The 17,721-nt window shown below is 72.4% G+C and carries 18 protein-coding genes; 12 read left to right on the forward strand and 6 right to left on the reverse strand.

Going from position 1 to position 17,721, the window contains the following annotated elements; all coding sequences use genetic code 11:
• Nucleotides 1-45 precede the first annotated feature (45 nt).
• The 5 genes from rpmH to yihA all read left to right on the forward strand — a co-directional run bounded on the left by rpmH (nt 46) and on the right by yihA (nt 3,468).
• Nucleotides 46-180: a 50S ribosomal protein L34 gene (rpmH, locus tag GXW74_RS05950; protein ID WP_211845547.1), complete on the forward strand. Its 135-nt coding sequence runs from the start codon at nt 46-48 to the stop codon at nt 178-180.
• A gap of 25 nt (nt 181-205) precedes the next feature.
• The gene (rnpA, locus tag GXW74_RS05955; RefSeq protein WP_211845548.1) at nt 206-580 is read left to right on the forward strand and encodes a ribonuclease P protein component; all 375 of its coding nucleotides are present in this window, start codon (nt 206-208) and stop codon (nt 578-580) included.
• Nucleotides 581-633: 53 nt separating this feature from the next.
• The gene (gene yidD, locus GXW74_RS05960; RefSeq protein WP_211845657.1) at nt 634-894 is read left to right on the forward strand and encodes a membrane protein insertion efficiency factor YidD; all 261 of its coding nucleotides are present in this window, start codon (nt 634-636) and stop codon (nt 892-894) included.
• Between the two features lie 11 nt (nt 895-905).
• A complete protein-coding gene (gene yidC, locus GXW74_RS05965; protein ID WP_211845549.1) occupies nt 906-2,699 on the forward strand; it encodes a membrane protein insertase YidC in 1,794 nt (597 codons plus the stop codon).
• Between the two features lie 112 nt (nt 2,700-2,811).
• On the forward strand, nt 2,812-3,468 hold the full coding sequence (yihA, locus tag GXW74_RS05970; RefSeq protein WP_211845550.1) for a ribosome biogenesis GTP-binding protein YihA/YsxC: 657 nt from the start codon (nt 2,812-2,814) through the stop codon (nt 3,466-3,468).
• Nucleotides 3,469-3,783: 315 nt separating this feature from the next.
• Here yihA and GXW74_RS05975 read toward each other — a convergent pair whose 3' ends face one another.
• The gene (locus GXW74_RS05975) at nt 3,784-5,088 is read right to left on the reverse strand and encodes an LLM class flavin-dependent oxidoreductase (RefSeq protein WP_211845551.1); all 1,305 of its coding nucleotides are present in this window, start codon (nt 5,086-5,088) and stop codon (nt 3,784-3,786) included.
• A gap of 329 nt (nt 5,089-5,417) precedes the next feature.
• Between GXW74_RS05975 and argB the strand changes: the two genes are divergently transcribed.
• Complete coding sequence (gene argB, locus GXW74_RS05980; RefSeq protein WP_211845552.1) at nt 5,418-6,308, forward strand: acetylglutamate kinase; 891 nt, start codon at nt 5,418-5,420, stop codon at nt 6,306-6,308.
• A gap of 112 nt (nt 6,309-6,420) precedes the next feature.
• On the opposite strand, the gene GXW74_RS05985 is transcribed toward argB, so the two are convergent.
• Nucleotides 6,421-7,626 (reverse strand): DUF2336 domain-containing protein, encoded by a 1,206-nt coding sequence (locus GXW74_RS05985; protein WP_211845553.1) that lies wholly within the window; start codon nt 7,624-7,626, stop codon nt 6,421-6,423.
• Nucleotides 7,617-8,993 (reverse strand): sensor domain-containing diguanylate cyclase, encoded by a 1,377-nt coding sequence (locus tag GXW74_RS05990; RefSeq protein ID WP_211845554.1) that lies wholly within the window; start codon nt 8,991-8,993, stop codon nt 7,617-7,619. The genes GXW74_RS05985 and GXW74_RS05990 overlap by 10 nt, the downstream gene beginning before the upstream one ends.
• A 148-nt stretch (nt 8,994-9,141) precedes the next feature.
• Here GXW74_RS05990 and dapD point away from each other — a divergent pair, with 148 nt between their 5' ends.
• From dapD to GXW74_RS06005, 3 genes are all read left to right on the forward strand, one after another.
• On the forward strand, nt 9,142-9,978 hold the full coding sequence (dapD, locus tag GXW74_RS05995; protein WP_211845555.1) for a 2,3,4,5-tetrahydropyridine-2,6-dicarboxylate N-succinyltransferase: 837 nt from the start codon (nt 9,142-9,144) through the stop codon (nt 9,976-9,978).
• Nucleotides 9,979-9,985: 7 nt separating this feature from the next.
• Nucleotides 9,986-11,125 (forward strand): succinyl-diaminopimelate desuccinylase, encoded by a 1,140-nt coding sequence (dapE, locus tag GXW74_RS06000; RefSeq protein ID WP_211845556.1) that lies wholly within the window; start codon nt 9,986-9,988, stop codon nt 11,123-11,125.
• Nucleotides 11,126-11,229: 104 nt separating this feature from the next.
• A complete protein-coding gene (locus GXW74_RS06005; RefSeq protein ID WP_211845557.1) occupies nt 11,230-11,700 on the forward strand; it encodes a hypothetical protein in 471 nt (156 codons plus the stop codon).
• Nucleotides 11,701-11,950: 250 nt separating this feature from the next.
• On the opposite strand, the gene truA is transcribed toward GXW74_RS06005, so the two are convergent.
• From truA to def, 3 genes are all read right to left on the reverse strand, one after another.
• Entirely contained in the window at nt 11,951-12,712 is a 762-nt protein-coding gene (gene truA, locus GXW74_RS06010; RefSeq protein ID WP_211845558.1) for a tRNA pseudouridine(38-40) synthase TruA, read from the reverse strand.
• On the reverse strand, nt 12,712-13,617 hold the full coding sequence (gene fmt / locus GXW74_RS06015) for a methionyl-tRNA formyltransferase (protein WP_211845559.1): 906 nt from the start codon (nt 13,615-13,617) through the stop codon (nt 12,712-12,714). Before fmt ends, truA begins: the two co-directional genes overlap by 1 nt.
• Nucleotides 13,618-13,873: 256 nt before the next feature.
• Nucleotides 13,874-14,401: a peptide deformylase gene (gene def, locus GXW74_RS06020; RefSeq protein ID WP_246522942.1), complete on the reverse strand. Its 528-nt coding sequence runs from the start codon at nt 14,399-14,401 to the stop codon at nt 13,874-13,876.
• A 132-nt stretch (nt 14,402-14,533) separates the two neighbouring features.
• On the opposite strand from def, the gene GXW74_RS06025 reads away from it, so the two are divergent.
• From GXW74_RS06025 to GXW74_RS06035, 3 genes are all read left to right on the forward strand, one after another.
• The gene (locus GXW74_RS06025) at nt 14,534-14,992 is read left to right on the forward strand and encodes an Hsp20 family protein (protein ID WP_338148154.1); all 459 of its coding nucleotides are present in this window, start codon (nt 14,534-14,536) and stop codon (nt 14,990-14,992) included.
• 79 nt (nt 14,993-15,071) lie between these two features.
• Nucleotides 15,072-15,335: a DUF1150 domain-containing protein gene (locus tag GXW74_RS06030; protein ID WP_246522943.1), complete on the forward strand. Its 264-nt coding sequence runs from the start codon at nt 15,072-15,074 to the stop codon at nt 15,333-15,335.
• A 51-nt stretch (nt 15,336-15,386) separates the two neighbouring features.
• Nucleotides 15,387-17,675 carry a hypothetical protein gene (locus GXW74_RS06035; RefSeq protein ID WP_211845562.1) on the forward strand — a complete coding sequence of 763 codons (2,289 nt, stop codon included), beginning with the start codon at nt 15,387-15,389 and terminating at the stop codon, nt 17,673-17,675.
• Nucleotides 17,676-17,721 lie beyond the last annotated feature (46 nt).

The following is a 17,721-nucleotide window of genomic DNA, read 5'->3' on the forward strand; positions in this document are numbered from 1 at the left end:
GGCGGCATGGTTCGCGCGCCGGCCCCGAGGTTCAGGAGACCTGTCGTGAAGCGTACCTACCAGCCCTCCAAGCTCGTCCGGAAGCGCCGGCACGGGTTCCGCTCCCGCATGGAGACGGTGGGCGGCCGCAAGGTGATCGCCAACCGCCGCGCCAAGGGCCGCAAGCGCCTTTCGGCCTGATCCCGTCCGCCGCGCGGAGCGTCGCATGTCGGGCAGCGCCGACCCGGCCGCGCCCCATGCGGGCGCACCCGCCGGACGGCTGAAGAAGCGCCGGGAATTCCTGCGCGCCGCCTCGCGCGGCAAGCGGGCCGCGCGCCCGGGCCTCGTGCTGCAGGCGGTGGCGGGAGAGCCCGGGCGGCTGCGCCTGGGCTTCACCGTGACCAAGAAGGTCGGCAACGCCGTGGTGCGCAACCGCGCCCGGCGGCGGCTGAAGGAAGCCGCGCGCCTGACCATGCCCGGCCTCGGCGCCGAGGGTTGGGATCTGGTGCTGATCGGGCGCGACGCCACCGGCACGCGCCCCTTCGCCCAGCTCATCGAGGACCTGCGCGGCGCGCTGCGCCAGGCCGGGGTGGTGCGATGACGCGCGCGATGACGCGCGCGGACGGAGTGCCTGCGGCCGAACCGCATGCGGTGATGGCGGCCGCCAGGGCGCCGGCGACGGCCGCCGCCACCGCGCTCAAGGGCTGCGTCCACGCCTATCGCTACACGCTGCGCGGCATCATCGGCAGCCATTGCCGTTTCTACCCCTCCTGCAGCGACTACGCGCTGGAGGCGCTGTCCGTGCACGGCGCGGCGCGCGGCACGCTGATGACCGCGAAGCGCATCCTGCGCTGCAACCCCTGGAACCCGGGCGGCTACGACCCGGTGCCCGGCCCCATCCCGCCGAAAGGCTGAGATACTTCCCGATGGACCAGAAGCGCCTCTTCGCCGCGATCGCGCTCTCGATCGGCATCCTGCTGATCTTCGACGTGTGGAATCGCACGAACCGCCCACCCGCGCCGCCGCCGGCGCAGGTGACCCAGTCCGCCCCGGCGGTGCCGGCACCCGTGCCGGCCGCCGGTGCGCCGGGGGTCGGCGTCGCGGCCCCGGCGACCGGGAGCGAGGCCGCACCCGCCGCCGCCCGCGCGCCCGCCGCGCGGCTCGAAATCCGCACCCCGCGCGTCGCCGGCAGCCTGAACCTGCGCGGCGCACGGCTCGACGACCTGGTCTTCACCACCTACCGGGAGACGCTGGCCCCCGATTCCCCCCAGGTGCGCCTGTTCGCCGCCCGCGACAGCCAGCAGCCCTATTTCGCCCAGTGGGGCTGGACGGCCGGGGACGGCCGCACCCGCGTGCCGGACAACGACACGGACTGGACAGCGACGGGCGGGCCGCTCGCGCCCGGCCAGCCCGTCACGCTGTCCTGGGACAACGGCCAGGGCCAGGTGTTCGAGATCGCCCTGTCGATCGACGAGCAGTACATGGTCTCGGCCCAGCAGCGCGTGCGGAACACCGGCAGCGAGCCGGCCTCCGTGCTGCCCTGGGTGCGCGTGCGCCGCGAGCACACGCCGACTGTCGCCGGCTTCTACATCCTGCATGAGGGCTTCACCGGCGTGCTCGGCGGGCGCCTGCGCGAGGTGACCTACAGCGACGCGAAGTCCGAGGCCGCGCGCCGGTCCGGCACCGCGCTCGAACAGGAAACCACCGGCGGCTGGGCCGGCTTCACCGACAAGTACTGGCTCGCCGCGGTCATGCCGACCGCGCCCGACCAGACGCTGCGTGCCTCCTACCGCCACGTGAACGAAGGCGGCGGCGCGGCAGGCGACCGCTGGCAGGTGGACATGGCGCCGCCGGCGCCACTGACGATCGCACCAGGCGCGACGGGCGAACTCGCCACCCGCCTGTTCGCCGGCGCGAAGGAGGTGCACCTCCTCGACGGCTACATGGACCGGCTGAACATCACCGACTTCGACAAGGCGATCGACTTCGGCTGGTTCTACTTCCTGGTGAAGCCGTTCTTCCTGGCGCTCGACTGGATCTTCCGGATGACCGGGAATTTCGGCGTCGCCATCCTGATCTTCACGGTGCTGATCAAGGCGGCCTTCTTCCCGCTGGCCAACAAGGCCTACCATTCGATGGCGCGGATGAAGGTGCTCGCGCCGAAGATGACGGAGATCAAGGAACGCTACAAGGACGACCCGCAGAAGGCGCAGGCCGAGATGATGGCGCTGTACCGGAGCGAGAAGGTCAACCCGGCCTCCGGCTGCCTGCCCATCCTGATCCAGATCCCGGTCTTCTTCGCCCTCTACAAGGCGCTGTTCGTCACCATCGAGATGCGGCACCAGCCCTTCTTCGGCTGGATCCACGACCTCTCGGCGCCGGACCCGACGAACCTGTTCAACCTGTTCGGCCTGCTGCCCTTCGACCCGGCGCAGTGGTCCACCTTCCTGCACATGCCGGCATGGGCGCTGATCATGGGCGTGACCATGTTCGTGCAGCAGAAGCTGAACCCGCCGCCGCCCGACCCCATCCAGGCCAAGATCTTCGCCTGGATGCCCATCATCTTCACCTTCATGCTGGCATCCTTCCCGGCCGGGCTGATCATCTACTGGGCCTGGAACAACACGCTGTCGGTGGCGCAGCAATACTACATCATGCGGCACGACCGGCGGGCGGCACGGGCGGCCAAGGTGAACGGCGCGGTGAGCAAGGCGAAGTGACAGGCAGCAGGGCGGGGGAGGGGAACCTCCCCCGGACCCCCTCCCTTTTCTGTCCGTTGCCGGCACGCGCCCGGCGCGGCGGGCCGGCCCGCGCGGCCGATGGTGGAAGATCATGACCGGACTGGCCGAAGCCCGCGATGACGCGGAACGCGCGGCGCTGATCGAGGCCGGAAGGCTGCTCTTCGCCCGGCCCTGCATCTTCTTCTACGCGGCGCAGAAATCCGATCAGCTGCCACCGCCAGGCCTGCCGGAGATCGCTTTCTGCGGGCGGTCCAACGTGGGCAAGTCTTCGCTGATCAACGCGCTGACGGGGCACAAGACGCTCGCGCGCGTGTCCCAGACGCCGGGGCGCACGCGACAACTCAACTTCTTCAACCTCGCCGAACGCCTCGTGCTCGTGGACCTGCCCGGCTACGGCTACGCCAAGGCGTCGAAGGACATGCAGCGCGACTGGCAGGGCGTCATGTTCGACTACCTGCGCGGCCGGCCGAACCTGATGCGCGTGATCCTGCTGCTGGATGCGCGGATCGAGACCAAATCCGCCGACCGCGCCGCGATGGACCTGCTGAACACCGCCGCCGTCGCCTTCCAGATCGTGCTGACCAAGGCGGATGATGTCGGGCCGCAGAAGCTCGCGGCACGGCTGAAGGAAGCCGAGGGCCTGGCCCGCAGCCACACCGCGGCGCACCCGCTGGTGCTGGTGACGAGCAGCGAGACCGGGCAGGGCATCCCGGAACTGCGCGCGGAGATCGCTTCGCTGGCTGCGTGAGGCGCGCGGAGGGCGCTGCCCTTCCCGGAGCCCCCGATCGATTCCTGGTGTCCAGGGAGCACGATTGGAAACGCGACTCGCGGCGCGTTTCCGGGTGCGGGCCGGCGCCGGACTTTCCAAGCGGTCTCATACCGCCGAGCCTTGCCGATGACCTCATCGGCGAGGTTCAGCGGTATGGCGCGTGGGGCTGACGGGGCGGCCGCGCGCGAAGCCAGGACTCTGATACCGAGTCTGCCGAAAGGCTGGCCGGTATCGGAGGCCTTCTGGCCTCTGGTGGGGTGAGGTGCGGAGTGGGGCAAGGCCCCCTTCCGCCATTCACGCCCGCGCCAGGTTCTCGCGCAGCGTCGCCCCCGCATATTCCTTCCGGAACAGCCCCCGCCGCTGCAGTTCCGGCACCACCAGCCGGCAGAATTCCTCGAACATCCGCGGGAACACCGTGGGCCAGATGATGAATCCGTCGCAGGCACCGCTGGTGAAATAGTCCTCGAGCTGATCCGCGACGGTCCGCGCCGTCCCCACCAGCAGCCCGCGCGGCTTCTGCGCAGCTTCGGCGAAGCTGATGCCTTCCTGCCGCATGAGCTGCATGACGCGGTCGGTCGATCCGCTGATGCCCTGGTGGCCCTGCGCCGCGGCCAGGGTCTCGGCGGTGCGGTGCTTCGACAGGTCCGCGCCGAGCAGCGCCGAGTGCACCATGAGCTGCGCCTCGGGATCGAGCAGGGATTGGAGATAGGCGTATTTCTCCTGCGCGATCGCGTCGGTCTCCCCGAGGACCACGGCGAAGCTCGGCATGATCTTGCAGGCGTCCGGGGGGCGGCCGAACTTCGCCATGCGTGCCTTGAGGTCGTCGTATATGGCGATGGCGTCCGCCTTGCCGTGGGGCGTGCAGAAGACCAGCTCGGCCCAGCGCGCGGCGAAGTCGCGCCCGCGGTCGGAGGACCCGGCCTGCATCAGGACCGGCCGCACCTGCGGCGTGCGCGGGATGCTGAGCGGCCCGCGCGTCTTCACCCATCTTCCCTCGAAATCCGTGTGGCGGACCTTGGACGGGTCGATGAAGACGCCCGCCTCGCGGTCCATCACGAAGGCGTCCTCCTGCCAGGATTCCCACAGGGCGATGCAGGCTTCCACCACCTCGTCGGCGCGGTCGTAGCGCTCGTCCTTGGCCGGGATGCCGTCCATCCCGAAGTTCCTCGCCTCGAGGTCGGTGGCGGAGGTCACGATGTTCCACGCCATCCGCCCGCCGGTCAGCAGGTCGAGCGACGCGAGCGTCCGCGCGAGGTGGTATGGATGCAGGAAGGTGGTGGACAGCGTCGCGCCGAGGCCGAGGTGCTTCGTCACCCGCGCCATCAGCGGCAGCACCACCAGCGGATCGAGGTAGGAGATCTGCCCGCCGAGCCGGAGATTGGCGCCGAAGCCCCCGCCATGGATGTCGGCCAGGCCGAAGAGGTCGGCAAAGAAACAGGCGTCGAAGCGTGCCTCCTCGAGCACGCGCGCGATGTGTTCGTAGCGTTCCGGCGCGAAGATGTCGTGCAGCGCCGCCTCTGGGTGGCGCCAGGCGCCGGGGTGGTTCGCGGTGGGCCCGGTCTTGAGATAGGCGACCAGGTGCATCCTGCGCTGGCTCAAGGGGTCATGCTCCGGCTGGGTGCGGGCGCGGCGGGGCGGGCCATGGGACCTCCGGGTCTCAAGGGGCCGTGAGGCATCGTCTGGCGCGTTGCCCGGACTATGCGAGTCGCGCCGTGGTGCGGCAAGGCACCGCGGCCGCATCGAATTGTCATGCAGCCGGGCGATTTCCAGCCGGCGCGATCTGCTCTAGAGGGTTTTCCGCCCGAAGGTGACCGTGGGCGGTGCCCGCGGCGAACCGCCTGCCTGGGCGCCGTCGGCCGGGTGCTACAGCCCGACCCGGCCACCGCCCCCGGGCCGCTTCCGGTCCAGTCCAGATCCACGAGCTGCCCATGAACGAAACGTCCGACACGCCCGACGCCATGCAGATCCTCGCTGGCGCGCTGCCCTTCCTGAAGCGCTACGACGACGCCACGGTGGTGGTGAAGTACGGCGGCCATGCGATGGGCGAGGAGGAGACGGCGCTGCGCTTCGGCCGCGACATCGCCCTGCTCGAGCAGGTCGGCGTGAACCCGGTGGTCGTGCATGGCGGCGGGCCGCAGATCAACGCCATGCTCAAGCGGCTGAACGTGAAGTCCACCTTCGTCCAGGGCCTGCGCGTGACGGATGAGGAGATGCTCGACGTGGTCGAGATGGTCCTCGCCGGCCCGGTGAACAAGCAGGTGGCGGAGGCGATCACACGCGCCGGCGTGCTCGCCGTCGGCATCTCCGGCAAGGATGGCGGGCTGATCCGCGCGCGCAAGCTGAACCGCACCTATCGCGACCCCGACAGCAACATCGAGAAGGTGCTCGACCTCGGCTATGTGGGCGAGCCGGCGAGCGTCGATCCCAAGGTGCTGCGCCTGCTGATCGGCGCCGACATAGTCCCCGTGGTGGCCCCGGTCGGCGTCGGCGAGGACGGCCAGACCTACAACATCAACGCCGACACGGCCGCCGGCGCGATCGCCGGCGCACTTTCGGCCGAACGCCTGCTGATGCTGACCGACGTGCCCGGCGTGCTGGACGTCGAGAAGCGCCTGATCCCGGAGATGACGGTCGCCGAGGTGAAGGCGGGCATCGAGGCCGGCTGGATCAACGGCGGCATGATCCCGAAGGTCGAGACCTGCATCTACGCCGTCGAGCGTGGCGTGAAGGGCGCGGTCATCCTGGACGGCCGCGTACCGCATGCAGTGCTGCGGGAACTGTTCACCGATGGCGGCGCGGGCACGCTGATCCGCGCCTGACGCCGCGCGAAGCTCTTCGCGCCTTGATGGCGCGCGGGGCTCTTCGGGCCTGACAGCGCGCGCGGGATCCTGCGCGCGCGACCGGCGCCGGCGGAAGACCGCTCCGCCGGCCTCAGCGCGCGGCGGCGCGCGCCAGCGCGTCCACCCGCCACTGCAACTCCCCGTCGCCCACCAGCACGGGCGCGACGGATGTCGAACCCGGGATGCCCGGCGCCAGAAGGCCGACCACGGCATCCGCGGTCGCGGATCCGAGCCCGGCCTGCCGGCACATCCCGGCGATCGACTTGGCGCAGCGCGTCGCCACCGCATGGTCCACCGCGCTGCGCGGCATGCGGCTCAGGCCGGCGAGGCCGGTGGTGACGAAGGCGATTTCTCCGCTGCGGGCAGCGCGCAGCATGACCGCGTCGGTCAGTGCGCCGGCGCCCTGCAGGATGGTGGCGCGGGTGGCGGCATCCTGTGCCGTCTCGCCCGGCCGGGCGGTGCCGGCGAGCCTGGTCGCGACGGCGGCCCGCAGCTGGGCGGCGGCCGCGGGCGGCAGGTCGCTGCGCTCGGCCAGCGGGGCGAGCAGGTGCTCGGCCACGAAGCCGGCCAGCGCGACCGCGGCGCGCGGCGGCAGGGCGGGGCGCCGCACCAGCGGTTCCTGCCAGGCGGTGACCTCGGCGGCCTGGACGACCAGCGCATCCAGCGTCCCTTCGCGGATCGCCGCGGTGCGGTTGCCGAGCAGCGCGCCGATCGCCAACGCGTCGCCGGTCGCGACCAGGGCATCGGCCACGGTTTCGCTGATCTCGGGGCGGCGGGCGATGGCGGTCAGGGTGGCCGTGGTCGGCGGCGCCGCGACGAGGCCGAGCAGATCCTCCTCGGTCAGCAGGGGCGACAGGCGCAGCACCGGCCCGCACACGCGGATGTCTCCATCCGCGGCGAGGGTCAGCACCAGCTCGCGCGGCGCGGCCGGCAATTCCTGCACCGCCTCGGCGATGGTGGCGCGAATCTCCGCGGCGGCGTCGGCAGCGAGCTGCGCCAGCGCCGTCCAGGCCATGTGCGCCAAGCGGTCCTGCTGCGGCGGCGGCAGGCCCGGCGCCAGCACCGCGAGCCGCCCGGCGAGGGCGGCGCGCACCGCGCATTCCCCATCCCCGGCGAGCACCGCGAAGCTCTGGTGCGGCGTGGCCGGGTTCGCCGCGACCGCGCGGCGCACCTCCGGATCCGCGTCGCCCATGAGGTAGTAGAGCGCTTCGGGCGGCGCGGTCGCGTCGATGGCCAACGCCAGCCGCGCTTCGGCCGGCCCGTCGTCGAGGATGCGGGCGGCGTCGCTCAGTTCCATGATGCCGGTGCCTCTGCCAGGCGCCATCCGCCGCGCCCATTGCGCTTGGCCTCGTAGAGTGCCGCATCGGCACGGGCGAGCAGCCGTGCGGGGAGTTCGCCCGAAGCCGGGTCCCAGGTGGCGATGCCAAGGCTGAACCGTGGCGCCCGCGCGGCGGGCATCGCATGGGCGCCCTGGATCAGCGCCGCGGCGCGCGCGGTCGCGATCGCGGCATCGGCGCCGTCGATCCAGAGGATGAACTCGTCGCCTCCGAAGCGCGCGGCGATGTCGTCCGGTCCCGCGGTTTCCCGCAGCAATCGGGCGGTGGCGCGCAACGCGGCGTCGCCGGCGTCATGCCCATGCTGGTCGTTCAGCGGCTTGAGGTTGTCGAGGTCGAGGAAGACCAGCGCGCCTGGTGCCGCCCGTCGCGGCACGAGACGCGCCTCCAGCGCATCGAGGAAGGCGCGGCGGTTGGCGAGGCCGGTGAGCGGATCGGTGCTGGCCTGGCGTTCGAGTTCCTGCTGCAGGCGGCCGAAGCCGAGCACGGCGCCGAGCGTCGCCGCCATGGAGCGGAGCACGGCGAGGTCCTCGGCATCCCAGGCGCGACCGCCGGGACTGCGCCAGGCGGCGAGCGCCGAGAGCGCGGGTGGCCGCCCGTGATGGTGCAGCAGCGCCGCCGGCTGGCCACCTTCGAGCGGCCCGAGCCAATCCTGTTCGGCGGCGAGGGCGAGGCCGGCGGCGGCGATCAGCCCGGCCGGCGGGTCGACGGTGCCGGCGGCGACCTCGGGGCCGGTGGCGGTCGGCACCATCATTGCCGTGCCGGCGCAGCCGAGCGCCTCGCGCAGGCCGGCGAGCCCGCGCGCGACCGCCTCGCTGGCGGTGCCGGCGTGGCGCACCGCCTCGGCCAGGGCATCGAGCATCGCGGCGCGGCGGAGGCCGGCGGCGGCGGTGGCGGCGGCGGTTTCCTCCTGAGTGACGTCGTGCGCCGCGCCCCGCAGCCCGGCGAAGCCGCCGCGCGCATCGCCGAGCGGCGCCAGGGAGAGCGAGAGGCAGCGCGGCTGCCCGGATGCATCCGCCACCCAGGCGCGGTGGTTGCGCACCGCCTGGCGCAGGTCGAAGGGGCTCGGCCCGGCGCCGAGCAACAGCGAATCCGCCCGCCGCCCGAGCAGCCCCGCGGAGCGGTGCCCGAGCACGGTTTCCGGCCAGAGGAAGGTGAAGCGCCCGGTATTGTCAGTTTCGAACACCAGGTCGGAGCCGAGGCCGGCAAGATCCTGCCAGCGCTGACGCGACTCCAGCAGCGCCCCGTGCAGCGCGGCAGAGGCCGCCGCAGCGGGCGGGACCATCACCGACCAGTCCTCCGGGCGCAGCGCCGTGTTCATGGCCGGCATGGAAGCGCCCCTCCGATGAATCCCTCGTTAGCGCCGCGACACGACGGCCGGGGCCGGCCCGATGCGGCCGGCATGTCGCGCGTTGACAGTCCCGCCTCCGGGCCTCAAGGAACCGCGCCGCCCAGGACAGCCGGAGAGAGCAGCGCCCATGGACACCATCGCCCTTCAGGCCCGGATCGAGTCGCTCTGGCAGGTCCGGGACAAGATCAATTCCGCGACCGCCGGCTCCGACCGCGCGGCGATCGAGGATGCGCTGGAGATGCTCGATTCCGGCAAGGCGCGCGTCGCCCAGCCGGACGGCAAGGGCAACTGGCATGTGAACCAGTGGCTCAAGCAGGCCGTGCTGCTGTCCTTTCGCCTGGTCGATTCCGCACCGATGGACACCGCCGCCGGTGCCTATGACAAGGTGCCGCTGAAGTTCGCCGGCTGGGGCGAGAACCGCTTCCGCGAGGCCGGCTTCCGCGCCGTGCCGGGCGCCGTGGTGCGCCGGTCCGCCTATATCGCGAAGAATGTCGTGTTGATGCCCTCCTTCGTGAATCTCGGCGCCTATGTCGATGAGGGCACGATGGTGGACACCTGGGCGACCGTCGGCTCCTGCGCGCAGATCGGCAGGAACGTGCACCTGTCGGGCGGCGTCGGCATCGGCGGCGTCCTCGAACCGCTGCAGGCCAATCCCGTGGTGATCGAGGACGACTGCTTCATCGGCGCCCGCTCCGAGGTCGCGGAAGGCGTGATCGTCGAGCGTGGCGCGGTGCTGTCGATGGGCGTCTTCCTCGGCGCCTCGACCAAGATCATCGACCGCGCGACCGGGGAGGTCTTCGTCGGCCGTGTGCCGTCCTACTCCGTGGTGGTGCCGGGCTCGCTGCCGGGCAAGCCGCTGCCGGACGGATCGCAGGGGCCCTCGCTCTACTGCGCCGTCATCGTCAAGCGCGTGGATGCGCAGACCCGCGCCAAGACCGCGATCAACGAGCTGCTGCGGGACTGAACGCGACATGGCCACGGACCCGCTGCCCATCGCCCAGGCGCTGATCCGCTGCCCCTCCGTCACGCCGGCCGATGCCGGCGCGCTCGACGTGGTGCAGCGGCTGCTGGAACCGCTTGGCTTCGGCTGCGAGCGGCTGGTCTTCGGCCCGGATGACTACCGGGTGGACAACCTGTTCGCCCGGCGCGGCAGCGGCGGCCCGCATTTCTGCTACTGCGGCCATACCGACGTGGTGCCGCCGGGCGACCTCGCCGCCTGGTCGGACGACCCCTTCGCCGCCGTGGTGCGCGACGGCGTCCTCTATGGCCGCGGCGCCTGCGACATGAAGGGCGGCGTCGCCGCCTTCATCGCCGGGCTGACCGACTACCTGGCTGCCAAGCCCGACCATCGCGGCTCGATCTCGCTGCTGATCACCGGCGACGAGGAAGCGCGCTCGGTGGACGGCACCGCCCGCGTGCTGGAATGGATGCAGCAGAACGGCCAGATCCCCGACATGGCGCTGGTGGGCGAGCCGACCAGCAGGCGCGTCCTCGGCGACACCATCAAGATCGGCCGGCGCGGCAGCCTCACCGCCTGGGTTAACGTGCACGGCAAGCAGGGCCACAGCGCCTATCCGGCCGGGGCGGACAACCCGATCCATCGCCTGGTCGCCGCGCTGGCGCCGCTGCTCGCCGCGCCGCTCGACAACGGCAGCGAGTTCTTCCCGCCGACCACCCTGCAGGTGACCGGCCTCGATGTCGGCAACACCACCTCGAACGTCATCCCGGCGGCGGCGCGGGCGATGATCAACATCCGCTTCAACGACCTGCACAGCTCCGCCGCGCTGACCGAACGGCTGCACGCCGCGCTGAAGGCCGCGGGGTGCCGCTACGAGATGCGCACCGAATGCTCGGGCGAGAGCTTCGTCACCCAGCCCGGCCCCTTCGTCGACGGGCTTTCCCGCGCCATCACCCGCGCGACGGGGGAAGTGCCGAAGCTCGACACCGGCGGCGGCACCTCGGATGCGCGCTTCATCGCCCGCTATTGCCCGGTCGCCGAATTCGGCGCGGTGGGCGAGACGCCGCACCAGGTGAATGAGCGTGCCTCGGTCGAGGAACTCCGCCGCCTCGCCGATGCCTACCGCATGATCCTCGAGGAGGCGCTCGGCTGAGCGGCTCCGCCCCGCCGCCGGCCGGCCCGGTCACCCGCGGCATCGCGGGCGTCCTGCTGCTGGCGCGTGGCCAGGCGGCCGGCGCGGCGGCCATTGCGCCGACGATGGAGGATGCGCGCGCCTCCTTCCTCTCCGCGGTGATCTGCCTGCCGCTCTTCCTGCTGCTGCGCACCTTCGCGGTCGGGGAGGCGGCGCCCGATCCGGCGCGCGCGCTGGTCGCCGACCTGCTCGCCTATGTCTGCTCCTGGGCCGGCTTCGCCCTGGCCTCGCTGCCGCTGGCGGAGGCGATGGGCCGGCGCGCCCAGTGGCCGCGCCTGATCGCGGCGTGGAACTGGGCGAACCTGGTGCAGTACGTGGTGCTCGCCGTGCTCATGGTGCCGTCGCTGCTCGGCCTGCCGGGCGCGGTGACGGATGCGCTGGGGCTGCTGGGCCTGGGCTATGCCTTCTGGCTGCAGTGGTTCGTGGCGCGGGCGACGCTCGGTGTCAGCGGACCACGGGCGGCGGCTTTCGTCGCGCTCGACCTCGGCATCGCGATCTTTCTCTCCGGGCTGGTCGTCCGGATGTCGGCGGGCTGAACCCGGCGCGTCGCGGCCGAAGGCGATCGGCCGCAGACGGAAGGACAGGGTGCCGCGGGCAGGATTCGAACCTGCGACGCGCGGCTCTTCAAACCGCCGCTCCACCTCTGGGCTACCCCGGCAATCCAGGGCAGGGACACTGGGCCGGCGCTCCCGCGAGCGTCGGGCGTCAGTGTCCGGAGGCAAATCGCCGCATGATCACGGCCGCGTGCATGTCATCGGGGCGGAGCGGCATGCAAGCGCAACCGGCTCACCGCCAGTCGAGCGGTTCCGCGTAGCGCACGCCGGTGAGCACCAGCCCTTCCGGTGGTGCGGTCTGCCCGGCGCGGGTGCGGTCGCGGCCGTCGAGCACGCTGCGCGGCCAGGAGGCCGGGCGCTTGCCGAGGCCGACCTCCGCCAGCGTGCCGACCATGTTGCGCACCTGGTGATGGAGGAAGGAACGCGCCTCCGCGGTGATGACCACCTCATCCCCGAAGCGCGACACATCCAGCCGGTCGAGCGTGCGCAGCGCGGACTTCGCCTGGCAGGCGGCGGCGCGGTAGGCGGAGAAGTCATGCTTGCCGAGCAGCCCCTGTGCCGCTTCGTGCATCGCCCCGGCATCGAGCCGCCGCTGCACGTGCCACACGCGCCCGAGGTCGAGCGCCGGCCGCGCGCGGCGATTGAGGATGCGGTACCGGTAGGCGCGGCCGATGGCGGAGAAGCGTGCCGACCATTCCCCGGCCACCGGCGCCGCGCCGAGCACGGCGACCGGGTGCGGTCTGGTGTGGAAGTTCAGCGCTTCCCTGACACGTTCCGGCGGCAACTCGGCGGCGAGCGTCACCTGCGCCACCTGGCCTTCGGCGTGCACGCCGGCGTCGGTCCGGCCGGCGGCGGTGAAGGTCGGGACCTCGCCACCGTTCAGGTGCGCCGCGGCGTCCTCCAGCACCTGCTGGACCGACAGCCCCTCCGCCTGGCGCTGCCAGCCGATGAAGGGCGCGCCGTCGTATTCGAGCAGGAGCGCGTAGGTGGGCATCAGCCGAGCACGGTCCCGGCGGGCAGCGCGAAGCCGCGCAGGAAGGCATCGGCATCCATCGCCGCGCGGCCAGGGCGCTGCAGCCGCGTCAGGCGCAGCGCGCCATCCCCGCAGGCGACGAGCGCCGCATCGTCGAGCAAGACGCCCGGCGCGCCCGCACCGGCTTCGATGCGCGCGGCGAGGACGCGGATCTGCTCGCCCTGGTGCTGGAAGTAGGTGCCGGGCCAGGGGTTCAGCGCGCGTACGCGGCGTTCCAGCGCCGCGGCGCCCTGCGACCAGTCGAGCCGGCCGTCCTCCTTGGTCAGCTTGGGCGCGTAGGTGACGCCCTGTTCCGGCTGCGGCATGGCGGGCGGGTCCTCCGCCAGCGCGCGCAGGATCAGCCGCGCGCCGATCTCCGCCAGCGCGTCGTGCAGCGCCTGGACGGTGGTCTCCGGGCCAATCGGCGTCGCCTCCTTCAGCAGCATGGGGCCGGTGTCGAGGCCTTCCTCCATGCGCATGATCGTCACGCCGCTCTCGGCATCGCCGGCCAGGATGGCGGCATGGATCGGCGCCGCGCCGCGCCAGCGCGGCAGCAGGGACGCATGGATGTTGAGGCAGCCGCGCCGCGGCGCGTCGAGCATCGCCCTGGGCAGGATGAGCCCATAGGCGGCGACCACCGCGGCGTCGAGATCGAGCGCGGCGAAGGCCTCATGCTCGGCGATATCGCGCTTCAGCCGGGCGGGGGTGCGGATTTCGAGGCCGAGTTCCAGCGCGGCGCGATGCACCGGGCAGGGGGTTTCCTTCTGGCCACGACCGGCGGGGCGCGGCGGCTGGCAGTAGACCGCGACGATGTCGTGGCCGGCGGCGTGCAGGGCGCGCAGGGCCGGGACGGCGAAGTCCGGGCTGCCCATGAAAGCCAGGCGCATGCGTCACGCGCCGGAGAGGGGCGCCGCCCCTCTCCGGACCTCTTCCCGCCAAAGGCCTAAAGGCCTTTGGAAACCAGCAGCTGGGGCGCGCCACATCGGCTCGGTTGCTCCCGAAAAGGACGGTCTCCAAGGGCCTTGAGGCCTTTGGCCGGAGGGGTGCGGGGAGGGCGGAGCCCTCCCCGAGGCAGGCCGGGGTGCGGGGAGGGCGGAGCCCTCCGCGACAGCAGCGCCGCGGCACGGGGGCGCCGGATTTCCGTCAGTCCCGCTGCTTCGCCTTCAGCTCCTTCGCGAGCTTCCGCAGCAGCATGTTCCGCTTCAACGCGCTCAGGTAGTCCACGAACAGCACGCCATCGAGGTGGTCGATCTCGTGCTGCAGGCAGGCGGCCATCAGCCCTTCGCCCTCGATCTCGTGCCGCGCGCCCGTCAGGTCGCGGTAGCGCACCTTCACCACCGCCGGCCGCGTCACCTCGGCATACTGGCCGGGCAGGGACAGGCAGCCCTCCTCCCGCGTCGCCAGTTCCTTGCTCGCGGCCACGATCTCCGGGTTCACCAGCACGATCGGGTCCTGCTGCTCGTCCTTCTGGAGGTCGATGACGACAAGGCGCAGCAGTTCCCCCACCTGGGGGGCGGCAAGGCCGATGCCCGGCGCGGCGTACATCGCGGCCAGCATGCGCGGCGCAAGGGCGCGGACCCTGTCGGCGTCCGCCTCCGCCACCGGCTTCGCCTTGGCGCGCAGCCGCGGGTCGGGAACGAGCAGGATCGGCAGGTTCGGTGTGTCTGTCATGGCGGGAGGTGCGGGCATGTAGCCCTCGCGGCCCCCCCTTGCAACCGCCTCTCCGCCCGCCAAAATCACTGAGCGGCGGGGTGCTTCGGGTCCCGCCGACCGCTTCGCTCTCGAATGAGGAGGCCTTCTGCCGTGTCCCGCCAGTCGCTGTTCGGCTCGCCCCTGTTCCTCGGCTTCGACCACCTCGAGCAGATGCTCGACCGGGTCGGCAAGAACGCCGAGGGCTACCCCCCCTACAACATCGAGCAGATCGGCGAGAGCCGCCTGCGCATCACCCTCGCCGTCGCGGGCTTCGCGATGGACGACCTGCAGATCACGCAGGAGGACAACCAGCTCGTCATCCGCGGCCGGCAGAAGGACGATGCGGAAGGGCGCGTCTTCCTCCATCGCGGCATCGCCGCGCGCCAGTTCCAGCGCGCCTTCGTGATGGCCGAGGGGATGGAGGTGGAGGGTGCCTGGCTCGACAACGGCCTGCTGCACATCGAGCTGAAGCGCCCGCAGCCGGAAAGCCGGGTCAAGACGATCCGCATCGGCGCCAGGGGCAACGGCGCCACGACCGCGATCGTCGACGCCCGCACCGACAGGAGCTGAACCCTTTCATCGAAACCGGGCCCATTCGGGCCGGAATATCCGCACGGGCCTTCGGGACGTGTCGGAAGGAGACCACGCCATGACCGACAACGACATCGACCGGGACGAGGCCGAGCGCGACGCGGATGTGCTGCCGCCGGAGGCGCTGCGGTCCCTCTCCCCTCTCGCCTGGGCGCGCTACGGCGCGGCGAGCATCGCCTATGTCCGCCCCGTGGTGGTGAACGGCCAGCCGGCGGTGGCGATCCATGCCGCCGACGGCACGCCGATCGGCGCCGCGCCGACCCTGGCGCTGGCCACCGCGGCGATCCTGCAGCACGGCATGGGTGCGGCGCTGGTGCATTGAGCGGCCGCCGCCGCCGTTGCACAGTCTGCCCCTCCGGAATCCGTGAGGGGCATGGACTACACCGTACTCTACGATGACGACCATCTGCGCGTCGTGCATCGCCGGGGATCGTCGCACTTCACGCTGGCGACCTTCCCCGGCCTGGGAGTCTGGGCACGCGCCCGGCACATGTGGGCGGAGGGGCCGGTCGAGAAGCTCGACCTCGAGGCGGTGGGCTTCGTCTGCAAGCGCGGCAACTGGTACCCGATGGAGTCCGTCGAGCGCGCGGCGCCGGCGGTGCGCCGCGTCCTGCGCCCGGTTTCGGTCGGCTACGGCTACAGCATGGGCGGCTACGGCGTGCTCAAGCACGGGCGTCGCGTCGGGCTGAGCCATGTGGTGTCGCTCTCGCCGCAGATCTCGATCGACCCCGCCGATGTCCCGCAGGACACGCGCTTTCACAGCGCCTTCGACAGCGCGAAGCACGCGGGCATGCGGGTGGTTGCCGAGGACCTGCCGCCATGGGCGCTCATGGTCTACGATCCGGCCTTCGACGGCGACCGCATGCAGGCGGACCTGGTCGCCGGCATCCCCGGCCTCGCACGGTTCCGCTACCCCCATCTCAATCACGCGACGCTCGGCATGCTGGCCGGCACGGCCACGCTGGGCAGCTTCATCGACCTGGTCGTGCAGGGCGACATGGAGGCGGTGCACGCCTTCCTCCGTGCCCAGCGTCGGCAATCGGGCCACTGGTTCCACCATCTCGCCCGCGCCAATGCCCGGCGCGGCCGCTGGGAACGCGCTGACAAGCTCTGGGAGCGGGCCAGGGCGCTCGGCATGTCGGCGGCCGTGATCCGGCAGGATCGCGCCGCCCTGCTGCAGGCGGGCGCCGCCTCCGAGCCGCCCGCCGCCGCGCCGGAACGCGCCGCGCGCAGGCCGTCACCTCTCAATGCCCGGATCCTCGCCGCCGCCCGGAAGGGCGAGCACGATGCCGCGATCGACGCCGCGCGCGAACTGAGCCCGGAGGCGGCCGAGCCGCATGCCGTCCTGGCCGCGCTGGAGGCGGCGCTGGCACTGGGCGCGGACGAGGCGATCGGCGCCGCTGCGCGGCTTGCCATCGGCGCCGACATGCCGAAGGGCATGCGCGCCGCCTGTGCCCTGCGCCTTGCGCGGGCGGGGCATGGCGGGCTGGCGATCCAGTCCCTGCTCGCCGACCCCAAGGTGCTGGAGGAGGATGCCGGCCAGCCCGCCGTGCTCTTCGCCCTGCGGGTGATCGCGAGCCCGGCGGCCGGCGACGCGGCGGCGCGGGCGACGGCGCAGCACCTTCTGCGCCGCCTCCTCAATGCCGTGCCGGAGGAGCGCCTGCCCTCCCCCTTCGCCTTCGCCGGCGGATCGGTGGCGGGCCTCGCCGTGCCGCTCGGGCCCGAGGTGGTGCTCCACGTCGCGCCCGGTGTACCTGCCGCGCGGATCGCCGGGGTGCGCCGCGCCCTTTCCGCCCTGCCTTCCGAGCTCGAGCTGGCGCCGCCGCCCCGGGTCTGGATGCTCGAGGACGTCTTCGTGAACCGCCTCGGCCAGGTCTGGAACGCCGAAGGCGGCCTGCTGCGTCCGCAGCGCCTTCCCCTGCCGAAGGCGTCCTTCGCCGCCATGACCCGCGCGCCGATGGTCGAGGATGCGGTGCTCGCGCCGGATGCCGAGGGCAAGGCGCGAGGCTGGCTGGCCGAAGCTCTGCCCGCCTTGGCCTGGCGGCTCGACGGCGAGGGCGCGGATCTGCCCCTGGTGCTGCGGGAGGAGCCCGCGGCCGATGTCGCCGGCATCATGGCGCTCGCGGCGGCGGGCGCGCCGCCCGGACTCCTGTCCGCGGGCGACGCGCTGCGCGTGCGGCGGCTGCATTTCGGCGAGGTCGCCCTGCGGCAACTCGGGCATCATGCGGCGTTCCGGGGCCTGATCGCGCGGCTCACCGCGCGTACCGGCGGGGGCGGTGCCGGCGGCGCGGTCTGCCTCGCGTCCCGCGCGCCGGACGGCGGGCGGGAGCCGCCCTGGCGCGGGCTCCTGGCCGAGTTCGGCTTCCGCCTGCTGCTGCCCGAGGACCTGCCCCTGGCGACACTGTTGGCCGAGGTGAATTCCGCCGAAGCGATTCTCGCCGAACCCGGCGCTCCGCTCGGGCTGCTCGCGCTGGCCGCGTCGGGGCGGCGCGTGTTCGAGATGATCGAGCCATCGGGCGGCGTCATCGGGCGTCTCGGCCCCGCCCACCTCTCCCGCATCCGTGGTCATGAGCACCATCTCTGGCTCGCAGGCCCCGACGCGGCCGGCGGTCCGGCGATCGCCGCCCTGCGCGCCGCCATCGGCGAGTTCCTGGCGTCATGACACCCTGCCGCGCGATGGCGTTTCCGGCGGTTTCACCAATCGGTGC

The organism is Neoroseomonas eburnea (genome assembly GCF_018129005.1).
Lineage (GTDB): Bacteria > Pseudomonadota > Alphaproteobacteria > Acetobacterales > Acetobacteraceae > Neoroseomonas > Neoroseomonas eburnea.

Excerpts from the sequence above, each read along its gene's own strand:
- dapD (WP_211845555.1), top strand. The coding sequence starts at position 9,142 with ATGGACACCATCGCCCTTCAGGCCCGGATCGAGTCGCTCTGGCAGGTC.
- yidC (WP_211845549.1), top strand. The coding sequence starts at position 906 with ATGGACCAGAAGCGCCTCTTCGCCGCGATCGCGCTCTCGATCGGCATC.
- GXW74_RS05990 (WP_211845554.1), bottom strand. The coding sequence starts at position 8,993 with ATGCCGGCCATGAACACGGCGCTGCGCCCGGAGGACTGGTCGGTGATG.
- GXW74_RS06030 (WP_246522943.1), top strand. The coding sequence starts at position 15,072 with ATGACCGACAACGACATCGACCGGGACGAGGCCGAGCGCGACGCGGAT.
- dapE (WP_211845556.1), top strand. The coding sequence starts at position 9,986 with ATGGCCACGGACCCGCTGCCCATCGCCCAGGCGCTGATCCGCTGCCCC.
- GXW74_RS05985 (WP_211845553.1), bottom strand. The coding sequence starts at position 7,626 with ATGGAACTGAGCGACGCCGCCCGCATCCTCGACGACGGGCCGGCCGAA.
- GXW74_RS06035 (WP_211845562.1), top strand. The coding sequence starts at position 15,387 with ATGGACTACACCGTACTCTACGATGACGACCATCTGCGCGTCGTGCAT.
- yihA (WP_211845550.1), top strand. The coding sequence starts at position 2,812 with ATGACCGGACTGGCCGAAGCCCGCGATGACGCGGAACGCGCGGCGCTG.
- truA (WP_211845558.1), bottom strand. The coding sequence starts at position 12,712 with ATGCCCACCTACGCGCTCCTGCTCGAATACGACGGCGCGCCCTTCATC.
- GXW74_RS06005 (WP_211845557.1), top strand. The coding sequence starts at position 11,230 with ATGGAGGATGCGCGCGCCTCCTTCCTCTCCGCGGTGATCTGCCTGCCG.
- argB (WP_211845552.1), top strand. The coding sequence starts at position 5,418 with ATGAACGAAACGTCCGACACGCCCGACGCCATGCAGATCCTCGCTGGC.
- def (WP_246522942.1), bottom strand. The coding sequence starts at position 14,401 with ATGACAGACACACCGAACCTGCCGATCCTGCTCGTTCCCGACCCGCGG.
- rnpA (WP_211845548.1), top strand. The coding sequence starts at position 206 with ATGTCGGGCAGCGCCGACCCGGCCGCGCCCCATGCGGGCGCACCCGCC.
- yidD (WP_211845657.1), top strand. The coding sequence starts at position 634 with ATGGCGGCCGCCAGGGCGCCGGCGACGGCCGCCGCCACCGCGCTCAAG.
- fmt (WP_211845559.1), bottom strand. The coding sequence starts at position 13,617 with ATGCGCCTGGCTTTCATGGGCAGCCCGGACTTCGCCGTCCCGGCCCTG.